Raw genomic sequence first — 12,412 nt, 5'->3', positions numbered from 1 at the left:
CGTCGCGGCGACTAAGGAGAAGCACGGCCGCGCGCATGCGGACAGCTTACACCCGGCAGGTCAGAAGCCCAGGCGCCCGAGCTGCTTCGGGTCGCGCTGCCACTCCTTGGCGACGCGCACGTGAAGAGACAGGTACACCCGGCGCCCGAGGAGCTGCTCGATCCCGGCGCGTGAGGCTGCGCCTACGTCGCGCAGCCGCTGACCCTTGCGTCCGATGATGATCGCCTTCTGGCTGTCGCGCTCGACGACGATGTCGGCGAACACGTCGGTCAGGTCGGAGTCCTCGCGCTCGGCGATGTCCTGCACGACGACCGCGATGGAGTGCGGGAGCTCCTCGCGCGCATCGCCCAGCGCGGCCTCGCGGATGATCTCCGCGATGCGGTCCTCGGTGGTCTCGTCGGTCACCACGTCCGCGTCGTACAGCGCGGGGCCGATGGGCATGAGGGCGAGCAGCTCGTCGGAGAGCACCCCCAGCTGCTCCCCCGTCAGCGCCGAGAGCGGAATGACCGCATCCCAGTCCTCACGGAGCGAGTCGACCTCGATGAGGCGCTCGGTGATCTGCTCGCGGGATGCGGCATCCGTCTTCGTGACCACGGCGACCTTGCGCGCGCGGGGGTAGCCGTTCAGCGACTCAGCGATGCGGCGGTCTCCGGGACCCACCTTCTCGGTCGCGGGTGCGCAGAAGGCGATCACGTCGACGTCGCCGAGCACGTCCTCGACCAGATCATTGAGGCGCTGTCCGAGCAGAGTCCGGGGTCGGTGCAGTCCGGGCGTGTCGACGACGACCAACTGACCGGCCGGCCGGTTCACGATGCCGCGGATGGCGCGACGCGTCGTCTGGGGCTTCTCGCTCGTGATGGCGATCTTCTCGCCCACGAGCGCATTGGTGAGCGTCGATTTGCCGACGTTCGGGCGACCCACGAATGTCACGAAGCCGCTGCGGTGCTCGTCGGTCATCGTTCTCCCTTCACCGGCACGGGGATCGAACCCGTCCGGGTATCCGTCTGCGTTTCCGGGGCGCGCTCCACGAGGACCGTCGCGAGACCGCGCCCCCGTCCGCGCGAAGCGCCGCCTGTCAGGTTGAGACCCTCGTACGTGACACTGGCGCCGGGTTGCGGGACCCGGCCCAGCACCTTGCCCAGCAGCCCGCCGACGGAGTCGACCTCGTCGTCGTCGAGCTCGAGGCCGAACAGCTCGCCGACCGCGTCCAGGCCGAGGCGGGCACTCACTCGATAGCGGTCGGGACCGAGCTCGACGACCTCTGTCGCCGGGGCGTCGTACTCGTCGGCGATCTCTCCCACGAGCTCCTCGATGACGTCCTCGAGGGTCACGAGACCCGCGATGCCGCCGTACTCGTCGACGACCATGCACACGTGCACCGCGTCGCGCTGCATCTGCTGCAGCAAGGGCTCGACGCGCATCGACTCGGGGACGAAGACGGGGACGCGGGCCAGCTGCGCCACCGACTGCGCACCCCAGTCCTGCTCATCGCGGAACGCGCGGCGCACAAGGTCCTTGAGATACAGGATGCCGCTGACGTCCTCGCCGTCGGCGGTGAGCACGGGGATGCGGGACACGCCGGTGTCGAGGAAGATCCGCAGCGCGTCGCGCGCCGTGTCGTCCTCGGCGAGCGTCACGAGGTCGGTACGCGGCACCATGACCGCACGCACGTAGGTGCCTGTGAACTCGAACACCGAGTGGATGAGTTCGCGGTCGTCCTCTTCGATGAGGTCGTGCATGGCCGCTTCGTCGACCATGCTGAGCAGCTGCTCCTCGGTGTCGAACGAGGCTCCGCGGGCGCCGCCGGGCGTCACCCGGCTGCTCAGTGCGACCAGACCGTGCGCGAGCGGACCGAGCAGGATGCGTACACCCCGGATGACGGGCGCGGCCCCGCGCAGCAGGCCCTCGGCGTGGCGACGGCCCACCGAGCGGGGGCTGACGCCGACGGCCACGAAGGACAGTCCGGTCATGAGCACGACAGCCGCCAGGATCGCCCACCAGACGTTGTCGAACAGCTGATCGAACGCCGCCGTCACGAGCACCGCGGCACCGGTCTCCGCCAGCACGCGGATGAACGCCACCGCGTTGGCGTGCGCCTCCGGGTCGGCGCTGATGCGACCGAGCGGCACGGCGTTGCGGCCGGATCCCGAGAGATCCACGAGGTCCTGGCGGGAGGTCACGCCGAACGCCGCGTCGATCGCGGCCATGAGAGCGCCGAACGCGATGAGCAGAACGGCCGCGGTCAGCAGCAGAGCAGCGGTCATCCCCGCGCCCTGCGCCGCTCCGCGAGGGTGAAGGCGACGATGAGATCGCGCTGCAGGCCGAACATCTCAGCCGCGTCATCGGGCTCGGCGTGATCGAAGCCGAGCAGGTGCAGCAGCCCGTGGGTGGTGAGCATGATCAGCTCGTCCTGCATCGGATGCGGCGGCTTCGCCTCACGCGCCTGGGTCTCCGCGACCTGCGGGCACAGGACGATGTCGCCCAGGAGTCCGGGAGGCGTCGGGGCCTCCTCGGAGCCGGGCCGCAGTTCGTCCATCGGAAAGCTCAGCACGTCGGTCGGCCCCGGCTCGTCCATCCACTGCACGTGCAGTGCCTCCATGGCACCCTCATCGACCAGGAGGATCGCGACGTCGGCGTCCGGGCTGATGTGCAGCTCGGAGAAGTTGCTCTCCATGAGTCGCAGCAGCACCGTCTCGTCGACGTCGATGCCCGATTCGTTGGTGATCTCGATCGTCATGAGCGTCCTCGCTTCGGAAGGTGGTCGCGCGCACCGCCGCGCCTCTGGGCACGATTGGCGAGCTCGCTGGCCTCATCCCGCTCGCGCCGGGATGCGAGACGTCGCTCGTCGAACTCGGTGTAGGCGTCGACGATCTTGCCGACGAGGGTGTGGCGCACCACGTCGTCGCTGGTGAGGTACGAGAAGTGGATGTCGTCGATGTCCTTGAGCACCCGCGTCACCAGACGCAGACCCGAGGCTCCCTGCGGCAGGTCAATCTGCGTGATGTCGCCGGTGACGACCATGCGCGTGCCGAACCCGAGGCGCGTGAGGAACATCTTCATCTGCTCGGGCGTCGTGTTCTGCGCCTCGTCGAGCACGACGAAGGAGTCGTTGAGCGTGCGTCCGCGCATGTAGGCGAGCGGCGCCACCTCGATGGTGCCGCTGGCCATGAGCTTGGGCACGAGTTCGGGGTCGAGCATCTCGTTGAGCGCGTCGTAGAGCGGTCGCAGGTACGGATCGATCTTGTCGGTGAGCGATCCGGGCAGGAACCCGAGACGCTCACCCGCTTCGATCGCCGGCCGGCTGAGGATGATGCGACTGACCTCCTTGCGCTGCAGCGCCTGGACGGCCTTGGCCATCGCCAGGTAGGTCTTGCCGGTTCCGGCAGGACCGATGCCGAACACGATCGTGTTCTCTTCGATCGCATCGACGTAGGCCTTCTGCCCCAGCGTCTTCGGTCGGATGACCTTGCCCCGCGACGACAGGATCGCCTCGCCCATGACCTCCGACGGACGCATCCCGCCGTCCATGTCGAGGATGCGGCGCGACGAGGCGACGTCGGCGGGGCCGAGGTCCTGTCCGCGCCGCGTCATGACCAACAGCTCTTCCACGAGCGCCTTGGCTGCAGCGACGTCGGCCGCAGAGCCGGAGAGAGTGATCTCGTTGCCGCGCACGTGCACGTCGACATCCGGATGCTCGCGCTCGACGACGCGGAGGAGGCGGTCCTGAGGCCCGAGCAACTGCACCATGGCGATGCCGTCGGCCATGAGCTTCTCGACGGCTTCGGGCTGAGACTGCTCAGGCACCGACGCTCCCCTCCGACAGGTCGCCGGCGAGAACGTGGGCGTGCACGTGGAAGACGGTCTGACCCGCACCGGCGCCGGAGTTGAAGACGAGGCGGAAGTCGCCGTCCGCGTGCTTCGCCGCAACCCTGCCCGCGACCTCGACCATCTCGGCCAGCAGATCGGGCTCGCCCGCCGCGAGTGCGACGACATCGCGGTACTCCGCGGTCTTCGGGATCACCAGGAGGTGGATCGGAGCCTGTGGCGCGATGTCACGGATGACGAAGACGCGGTCGGTCTCGTGGAGGATCTCCGCGGGGATCTCGCCCTGCAGGATGCGGGTGAACACGGACGGCTCGCTCATTCCTCCAGTCTATGCGTGCGCGTTCACCACCGACCCAGGAGCGCCTCGATGGCGGCGAGTGCGGCCGGTCCTGCGGTGGAGGTGCGCAGCACTCCTGCGCCGAGGCGCACCGGATGCGCGCCCGCCGCGGCGAAGGTCTCGAGCTCCGCAGCATCGATCCCTCCCTCGGGCCCCACGACGAGCAGGATCTCCGGGGCGTCCCGCAGCTCCTGCATCCTGGCGCTGAGGGACTCGGACGCGCCGGGCTCCAGGACGAGCGTCGGGACGACGGCGGCACGCTGCGCGACCTGTGCGCTCGTGCGCACCTCGCTCACCTCCGGAACCCACGCGCGATGCGCCTGCTTCGCAGCTTCGCGGACGATCTGGGCCCAGCGCGCACGCCCCTTGACCGCCTTGGCGGCATCCCAGCGCGAGACGCTGCGAGCGGCCTGCCACGGCACGACCTCGGCGACACCGAGCTCCGTGGCCGCCTGCACCGCCATTTCGTCGCGGTCGCCCTTCGCCAACGCCTGGACGAGCACGAGCCGGGGTGAGGGGGCCGCCACGTCCTCCCGCTGATGGACCTCCACCGCGACCTCGCGGGGCGCGACGCTCGTGCACGTCCCGGTCGCCCAGACGCCTCGCCCGTCGCCGATCGTGACCTCCTCGCCCACGCGCACCCGGCGCACGGTGGCGGCGTGGTGCGCCTCGGCTCCGGTCAGGGTCACGGTGCGGCCGGGCTGTGCGTCGGACGCGTCGTCGAGGAGGAAGTGCAGTGCCATCGGATCACCCGTTGCGGAAGCGGTCGCGCAGCTTGGCGAACAGCCCCTGCTGGAACTCCGACAGCCGCGGCGCGGGAGCCTTGGTCTTCTTGGCGAACTCCTCGATGAGAGCACGCTCCTTGTGGTCGAGGCGCGTCGGGGTGACCACGTGCACCCCGATCTTCAAGTCGCCGCGCTGGTTGCCGCGCAGCGGCGTGATGCCGCGTCCCTTGATCGTCAGCACGTCGCCGGCCTGGACCCCGGCGCGCAGCTCCAGATCGACCGGGCCGTCGAGAGCCTCGATCCTCGTCGTGGTTCCGAGAATCGCGTCGGGCATCGAGACGTCGAGGGTCGCGAGCAGGTCGTCGCCGTCGCGGCTGAACACCTCGTCGGCCGCCACCGTGATCTCCAGATACAGGTCGCCGTGGGGACCGCCCGCGGGGCCCACTTCTCCGGAGCCCGGAAGCTGCAGCCGCAGGCCGGTCTCGACGCCCGCGGGGATGTCCACCGAGACGGTCCGGCGCGCGCGAACCCGCCCCTGGCCCTGACAGGTCGCGCAGGGGTAGGGGATGGTGGTGCCGTAACCCTGGCACGTCGCGCAGGGCTGGTTGGTGACGACGTTGCCCAGCAGGCTCCGGACAGTGCGCTGCACGTGGCCGCTGCCGTGACAGATGTCGCACGTGACCGGCGAGGTGCCGGGCTGGCAGCAGCCGCCCTCGCACGTCTCGCAGAGCACCGCGGTGTCCACCTCGATGTCGCGGTGTGCGCCGAAGATCACTTCTCGCAGCTCGAGCGTCACGCGCACGAGGGCGTCCTGGCCGCGTTCGGTGCGCGAGCGCGGGCGGACGCGGCCCGCTCCGCCGCCACCGAAGAAGGTGTCGAAGATGTCGCTGAACCCGCCGAAGCCCTGGGCTCCGCCGAATCCACCGCTGTCGCCGCCCATGTCGTATCGACGACGCTGCTCGCTGTCGCTCAGCACGTCGTAGGCGTGCGTGACGAGCTTGAACCTCTCCGCCGCGTCCTCGCCCGGGTTCACATCGGGATGCAGCTGGCGCGCCAGCTTGCGGTACGCCTTCTTGATGTCGTCCTGCGATGCGTCGCGAGGCACCCCGAGTACTTCGTAGTGGTCTGCCACTTCAGCCTTCCCGTCCGCGTCCCGCGGAATCGTGTCGCGCGCTCAACGCGCGCGTTCGTCTTCTTCCAGCAGACGACTCAGATAGTGAGCCACGGCACGGACGGCCGCGAGGTTGCTGGAGTAGTCCATGCGAGTTGGGCCGAGCACGCCCACGCGCGCCTGCCCTCCGGTCGTGTCGTAGTCGCTGGCCACGACCGACGCCTCGACAAGTCCGAACGCCTCGTTCTCGCGCCCGATGGATGCGGCGAGCCCCTGCTCGTCGGCCACCATCTCACCCATCAGACGCAGCAGCGTGACCTGCTCCTCGATCGCTTCCAGAAGCGGGTAGATGCTGCCGCGGAAGTCGCCTTCCGCGCGGGCGAGGTTGGCGCTTCCCGCCATCACCAACCGGTCCTGGCGGAACTCGTCGAGCTCTTCGCCGACCGTGCGAAGCAGCGCGCCGAGGGCACGGTCGGCCCGGCTGTCGGTCAGCGTCTCGGCCAGTGCCTGCGCGACCCGTTGCGTGCCCTCGCGCACCGGTCGCCCGGTGACCAGCACCGACACCTGCGCACGCAGCGTCGCGACATCCGACTCCTCGAGCGGCTCGGGGCCCGCCATCAGACGCTGCGACACCCGGCCGGTATCGGTGACGAGCACGACGACAAGGCGCGACCCGCCGAGGTGGACGAGCTCGACATGGGTGATACTCGCCCGCTCGAACGAGGGGTACTGCACGAGAGCGACCTGTCCGGTGAGCTGGGTAAGGGCGCGCACCGTGCGTCCGAGCATGTCGTCCAGATCTGCCGGAGCTCCGAGGAATGCCGTGATCGCCGAGCGCTGGGCGCTCGTGAGCGGGCGCAGCTCGGCGAGGTGGTTCACGAAGACGCGGTAGCCCTTGTCTGTGGGCACCCGGCCGGACGAGGTGTGGGGTGCGGTGATGAGCTCCTCGTCCTCGAGCAGCGCCATGTCGTTGCGGATCGTCGCAGCGGACACGCCGAACGAGTGACGTTCGACGATCGACTTGCTGCCGACGGGTTCACGCGTCTCGACGTAGTCCTGGACGATCGCCCGAAGCACGTCGAGTCCCCGATCGCTGACCATGCGCACTCCCTCCTGGCACTCGAGGTCTGGGAGTGCCAATTCTAGCGCGCTCGGGCCGCGAGTCTCCGGAAGCCGCCCGTAGACTCGCGAGAGGAGGTCGTATGTCGCATCCTGTCGTCCACACCGAGGCCGGAGCCGTTTCCGGGACCCGCACCGAGGGGATCGAGCGTTACCTCGCCATCCCGTATGCCGAGCCTCCTGTCGGCTCGCGCAGATTCGCCCTGCCCGAGCCGGTCGCGGAGTGGGAAGGCGTTCGCGAGGCCACGGGCTTCGGCCCCACGTCGCCGCAGTCGCCGTACCCTGGTGAGATCGGCAAGCTCCTCCCGTCGACGATCATCCCCGGCGACGACATCCTGACCGTCAATGTGTGGCGGCCCGAGCAGGCGGACGGCGCCGCCGTCATGCTCTGGTTCCACGGTGGAGCGCTCGAGCGCGGCACCGCGGCGATCAGCACCTACGACGGCACCCCCTTCGCACGCGACGGCGTCGTCTTCGTCTCGGCGAACTACCGGTTGGGAGCGGAAGGGTTCTCGGTCCTGCCCGACGCGCCGCGCAACATCGGGCTCGCCGACGCCGCCGAGGCATTGCGGTGGACCCACCGCAACATCGCGCGCTTCGGCGGCGACCCCTCTCGGATCACGATCTTTGGCGAGTCCGCCGGCGGTGCCGTGGTGGCAGCACTCCTGGCCCGCGAGGATCTGCGTCCCTTTCTCGCGGGCGCGATCATCGAGTCAGGACCCCTGGACGCCGCGACGACCGAGCGCGCCGCGCGTCCCGCCCGAGACATCGCCCGCCGGCTCGGAGTCCCCGCCACCGCGGAGGCCTTCCGTCGGATCCCGCCGCAGCGACTCGTCGCGGCCAGGGATGAACTGACCGCGAACTCGACGCTCATCAAGGCCGCCCCGGGCTTCAACGCGACCATCGATCCGACGACCCTGCCGGAGAATCCCCGGCGCGCACTCATCGGCGCCGACGTTCCGGTGGTCATCGGCACGAACACCGACGAGTACCGCCTCTGGGACACTCCCGCCGCCTTCGCCAAACTCTCGCGCGGCACGTACGCGCTGCTCGCTCTGGCGAAGCGCCTGCCCCGCGGCGTGTGGCGCGCCTACCGTGAGGCATTCCCTGCCGCCTCCCCGGGCGAGATCATCGGACAGGTCCTGACGGATCTGGTCGTGCGCCAACCGGCAGTCGAGATCGCGCGCGGGCGCACGGCCCCGACCTTCGTCTACGAGTTCGCCTGGCCGAGTCCCGTGCGCGACCTCCGCGCTGCTCACGCCCTGGAGATCGGCTTCGTCTTCGACGCGCTGGGAGACGAAGGCGCGGTCACGATGGCCGGGACCGATGCCCCGCAAGAGCTGGCGACACGGATGCACGGCGACTGGATACGTTTCGCCGAGACCGGCGACCCGGGCTGGCCCGCGTTCCGCGACGGTTCGCTCGTGCGCCGCTACGACAGCGTGACGCACGATGTGGCGCTGCCGCGCGCGGCGGCGCTCGCGGCGCTGACCCACTGACTCAGTCGGTCAGCTCGCGCACGACCGCATCGGCGAGCAGCCGGCCGCGGCGCGTCAGCACGATGCGTCCACGCAGTGCTGACGCCCCCTCCACGAGACCGTCGGCGATGAGCCCGGCTACGGCGCTGCGTCGGTCGCTCGGAACCACCTCGATCGGCAGCCCCTCACGGATGCGGGACTCCAGGAGGATCCGCTCGAGCGTGCGGGCCTCCTGGTCGGGGACCTCCCTGGCCGCCGCCGGCGACGCACCCAGCGACAGCCTCTGAGCGTAGGCGGCAGGGTGCTTGACGTTCCACCAGCGAACGCCGGCGATGTGGCTGTGAGCGCCCGGTCCGAACCCCCACCAGTCGGTGCCGCGCCAATATGCGAGATTGTGGCGTGAGCGGTGCTCGGCGCCGCGCGCCCAGTTCGAGACCTCATACCAGTCGAAGCCCGCATCCGCCATCGCATCGTCGACGAGCTCGTACATCTCTGCCTGCAGATCGTCGTCGGGCGCGGGGACCTCGCCGGCGCGGATGCGGCGGGCGAGCTTTGTGCCGTCCTCGATGATGAGCGCGTAGGCGGAGAGATGATCCGGTTCCAGCGCCAAGGCGGCCTCGACCGAGGCGCGCCAATCGGACAGGGACTCCCCCGGTGCGCCGTAGATGAGATCGACGCTCACATCGAGCCCGGCAGCTCGCGCTCCGGCGACGGCTGCGGCCACATTGGCGGGGTCGTGCGTGCGGTCGAGGGCCGCCAGAACGTGCGGAACGGTCGATTGCATCCCGATCGACACGCGCGTCACCCCGGCCTCAGCCAGCTCGGCAAGCGACGCGTGGGTCACGGAATCCGGGTTGGCCTCGACGGTGATCTCGGCGCCCTCTGCGATGCCGAAGCCCTCGCGGACGGCGTGCAGCATGCCGCCCAGCGCCGCCGACGACAGCAGGGTCGGTGTGCCCCCGCCGAAGAAGACCGTCTGGGCCGGGCGTGGGTGGGACGCCAGCACCCGGGTCGCCAGAGCGATCTCACGGCTCAGGTCGTCGGGGTAGTCGTCGCGGCGGTGTCCGCGCAACTCGTCGGCCGTATACGTGTTGAAGTCGCAGTATCCGCAACGCACCCGGCAATACGGCACATGGATGTAGACGCCGAAATCAGTGGTGGGATCCACCGCCGTACCCTCGGGAAGAGCGCCGTCGGCGGGTGCGAGGTCGCCGTCGGGAAGAACAGATGGTGTCATCAGGCGGGGGTCGTGTACATGGGCGAGATCGCACGCAGGTACCGGCCGAAGAGCTCGCGGCGGCGGCGGCGCACGAGCGCGGGAACCAGACGATACAGCGGCGAGACCGGGCGGTCGAAGGCGCGGACGGTGAACCACACCTCGTCATCGCCGCGCCATTCGATCATGAACGATTCCTCGCCGCTGACGACCGAGTCACGCACCGTGCCCAGGGCGAAACCGATGCGTCGCTTCTCCTCGACCACGAAGATCACGCGCAGCTCCGCATCGACGCGGTAGCCGCCGACGCGCCCGCGCACGTGCACCGATGAACCGGCGGCCACATACGGCGTTCCGTCGGCGTCGAAGCGCTGGTCGGCGTCGAGGCGACTGGGCGCGATCGGCTGCCCCTCGTCGTCGAACGAGACTCCCGAGTAGCTCGGGTCGGATGCGGGGCGCACCTCTGCGATCGAGATGCCGCCGTCGCGAAGCGCCCGCCACGACAGGAGCGCGTCGCCCGCAGAGCGGAAGCGCTCCTCACCACTGCCGAGCTTCCACGACTCCTGGGCGGGAATGCTCTTCTCCGGCGGGTACTGGAGGAGGTCGGAAGCCTGCGTCGCCCCGACGGCGGCGTAGTCGACGGTCTCGTCCCGGAAGGTCCCACGGCGCATGGTCTCCAGCGTACCGAGCCGGCCTGGACGCATGATCCGAATGTGAATCCCCTACTTCTTCGTCTCGACGTCGCCCGACAGCGCGGCGATGAACGCCTCCTGGGGAACCTCGACGCGCCCGACCATCTTCATGCGCTTCTTGCCCTCCTTCTGCTTCTCGAGGAGCTTGCGCTTACGCGTGATGTCACCGCCGTAGCACTTGGCGAGCACGTCCTTGCGGATGGCCCGGATGTTCTCGCGGGCGATGATCCGCGCGCCGATGGCGGCCTGGATCGGAACCTCGAACTGCTGGCGAGGGATGAGCTTGCGCAGCCGCTCGGTCATCATGGTGCCGTAGGCGTAGGCCTTCTCACGGTGCACGATCGAGCTGAAGGCGTCGACCTTCTCGCCCTGCAGGAGGATGTCGACCTTCACGAGGTCGGCGGTCTGGGATCCTGCGGGTTCGTAGTCGAGGCTCGCGTAGCCCTGCGTGCGGCTCTTGAGGTGGTCGAAGAAGTCGAACACGATCTCGCCGAGCGGCATGTTGTAGCGCAGCTCGACGCGGTCCTCGCTGAGATAGTCCATTCCCAGCAGCGTGCCCCGGCGCGACTGGCACAGCTCCATGACGGTGCCGACGTAGTCCTTGGGCAGCAGGATGCCGACCTTGACGACGGGCTCGGACACCTCCGCCACGCGGCCGTCCGGGTACTCGCTCGGGTTGGTGACGGTGACCGTCTCGCCCGTGTCGGTCATGACCTCGTACGTCACCGAGGGGGCGGTCGTGATCAGGTCGAGGCCGAATTCGCGCGAGAGCCGCTCGGTGATGATCTCGAGGTGCAGGAGCCCCAGGAACCCGCAGCGGAAGCCGAAGCCGAGGGCGACCGAGGTCTCCGGCTCGTACTGCAGCGACGCGTCGGAGAGCTTCAGCTTGTCGAGCGCCTCGCGCAGCTCCGCGTAGTCGCTGCCGTCGATCGGGTAGATACCCGAGAAGACCATGGGCTTCGGGTCGGTGTAGCCGGGCAGCGCGTCGGTGGCGGGCTTGCGGTGGTTCGTGATCGTGTCGCCGACCTTCGACTGGCGCACGTCCTTCACCCCCGTGATGAGATAGCCCACCTCACCCACGCCGAGCCCCTTGGTGGGGACGGGCTCGGGGCTGGACACGCCGATCTCGAGCAGTTCGTGGGTGGCCTTGGTGGACATCATCTGGATCCGCTCGCGCGGCTCGAGCTTGCCGTCGACCATGCGGACGTACGTCACCACACCGCGGTACGCGTCGTAGACGGAGTCGAAGATCATCGCGCGCGCGGGCGCCGCGGGATCTCCGACGGGCGCGGGGATGCGTTCGACGATCCGATCCAGCAGACCCTCGACGCCCATGCCCGTCTTGCCACTCACGCGCAGCACGTCTTCGGGGTCGCCGCCGATGAGTCCCGCGAGTTCGGCGGCGTACTTCTCGGGATCCGCTGCCGGCAGGTCGATCTTGTTCAGCACCGGGATGATCGTGAGGTCGTTCTCCAGCGCGAGATACAGATTGGCGAGGGTCTGTGCCTCGATGCCCTGCGCTGCGTCGACCAGGAGAATGGCGCCCTCGCACGCGGCGAGCGATCGGCTCACCTCGTAGGTGAAGTCGACGTGGCCGGGCGTGTCGATCATGTTGAGCGCGTACGTGCCGTTCGCGTCCGACCACGGCATCCGCACGGCCTGGCTCTTGATCGTGATGCCGCGCTCGCGCTCGATGTCCATCCGGTCGAGGTACTGCGCACGCATGTCGCGGTCGGCGACGACGCCGGTGATCTGCAGCATCCGGTCGGCCAGCGTCGACTTTCCGTGGTCGATGTGGGCGATGATGCAGAAGTTGCGGATCAGCTCGGGCGGAGTCGCGGACGGCTGCAGGGGCTTGAGGGCGCGCGGTGACATGTTCCGTCGATTCTACGGTGAGCGGCTACCCGCC

General features: G+C 69.3%; 12 protein-coding genes. 1 reads left to right on the top strand and 11 read right to left on the bottom strand.

All coding sequences use genetic code 11. From position 1 onward, the window contains the following. Positions 1-60 precede the first annotated feature (60 nt). The 8 genes from era to hrcA are packed head-to-tail and all read right to left on the bottom strand — an operon-like array spanning position 61 to position 7,099. Positions 61-957 (bottom strand): GTPase Era, encoded by an 897-nt coding sequence (gene era, locus PQV94_RS06855; protein ID WP_274288016.1) that lies wholly within the window; start codon positions 955-957, stop codon positions 61-63. Further along, a complete protein-coding gene (locus PQV94_RS06850; protein ID WP_274288015.1) occupies positions 954-2,264 on the bottom strand; it encodes a hemolysin family protein in 1,311 nt (436 codons plus the stop codon). Before PQV94_RS06850 ends, era begins: the two co-directional genes overlap by 4 nt. Continuing rightward, the gene (ybeY, locus tag PQV94_RS06845; protein ID WP_234072993.1) at positions 2,261-2,737 is read right to left on the bottom strand and encodes an rRNA maturation RNase YbeY; all 477 of its coding nucleotides are present in this window, start codon (positions 2,735-2,737) and stop codon (positions 2,261-2,263) included. The genes PQV94_RS06850 and ybeY overlap by 4 nt, the downstream gene beginning before the upstream one ends. Then, positions 2,734-3,765 (bottom strand): PhoH family protein, encoded by a 1,032-nt coding sequence (locus tag PQV94_RS06840; RefSeq protein ID WP_274288234.1) that lies wholly within the window; start codon positions 3,763-3,765, stop codon positions 2,734-2,736. The genes ybeY and PQV94_RS06840 overlap by 4 nt, the downstream gene beginning before the upstream one ends. A 31-nt stretch (positions 3,766-3,796) precedes the next feature. After that, positions 3,797-4,144, bottom strand: coding sequence for an HIT domain-containing protein (locus PQV94_RS06835; RefSeq protein WP_274288014.1), 348 nt, complete (start codon positions 4,142-4,144; stop codon positions 3,797-3,799). 23 nt (positions 4,145-4,167) lie between these two features. Continuing rightward, positions 4,168-4,905 (bottom strand): 16S rRNA (uracil(1498)-N(3))-methyltransferase, encoded by a 738-nt coding sequence (locus PQV94_RS06830; protein ID WP_274288013.1) that lies wholly within the window; start codon positions 4,903-4,905, stop codon positions 4,168-4,170. Between the two features lie 4 nt (positions 4,906-4,909). After that, entirely contained in the window at positions 4,910-6,019 is a 1,110-nt protein-coding gene (gene dnaJ / locus PQV94_RS06825) for a molecular chaperone DnaJ (protein ID WP_274288012.1), read from the bottom strand. Positions 6,020-6,061: 42 nt separating this feature from the next. Continuing rightward, complete coding sequence (gene hrcA / locus PQV94_RS06820) at positions 6,062-7,099, bottom strand: heat-inducible transcriptional repressor HrcA (RefSeq protein ID WP_274288011.1); 1,038 nt, start codon at positions 7,097-7,099, stop codon at positions 6,062-6,064. Positions 7,100-7,200: 101 nt separating this feature from the next. Here hrcA and PQV94_RS06815 point away from each other — a divergent pair, with 101 nt between their 5' ends. Next, positions 7,201-8,616: a carboxylesterase/lipase family protein gene (locus PQV94_RS06815; RefSeq protein ID WP_274288010.1), complete on the top strand. Its 1,416-nt coding sequence runs from the start codon at positions 7,201-7,203 to the stop codon at positions 8,614-8,616. A gap of 1 nt (position 8,617) precedes the next feature. Here the strand turns inward: PQV94_RS06815 and hemW are convergent, their stop codons facing one another. The 3 genes from hemW to lepA are packed head-to-tail and all read right to left on the bottom strand — an operon-like array spanning position 8,618 to position 12,378. Next, the gene (hemW, locus tag PQV94_RS06810) at positions 8,618-9,832 is read right to left on the bottom strand and encodes a radical SAM family heme chaperone HemW (RefSeq protein ID WP_274288009.1); all 1,215 of its coding nucleotides are present in this window, start codon (positions 9,830-9,832) and stop codon (positions 8,618-8,620) included. Beyond that, positions 9,832-10,482, bottom strand: a complete 651-nt coding sequence (locus tag PQV94_RS06805; RefSeq protein WP_274288008.1) for a DUF1990 family protein — start codon at positions 10,480-10,482, stop codon at positions 9,832-9,834. The genes hemW and PQV94_RS06805 overlap by 1 nt, the downstream gene beginning before the upstream one ends. A 51-nt stretch (positions 10,483-10,533) precedes the next feature. Beyond that, positions 10,534-12,378 (bottom strand): translation elongation factor 4, encoded by a 1,845-nt coding sequence (gene lepA, locus PQV94_RS06800; RefSeq protein ID WP_274288007.1) that lies wholly within the window; start codon positions 12,376-12,378, stop codon positions 10,534-10,536. Between the last annotated feature and the right edge of the window lie 34 nt (positions 12,379-12,412).

The sequence above is a fragment of the Microbacterium sp. Clip185 genome, from assembly GCF_028743715.1.
In the GTDB taxonomy this organism is placed as follows: Bacteria; Actinomycetota; Actinomycetes; order Actinomycetales; family Microbacteriaceae; genus Microbacterium.
The sequence above is the reverse complement of the archived record's forward strand: the minus strand, read 5'-3'. Positions and strand labels throughout refer to the sequence as shown.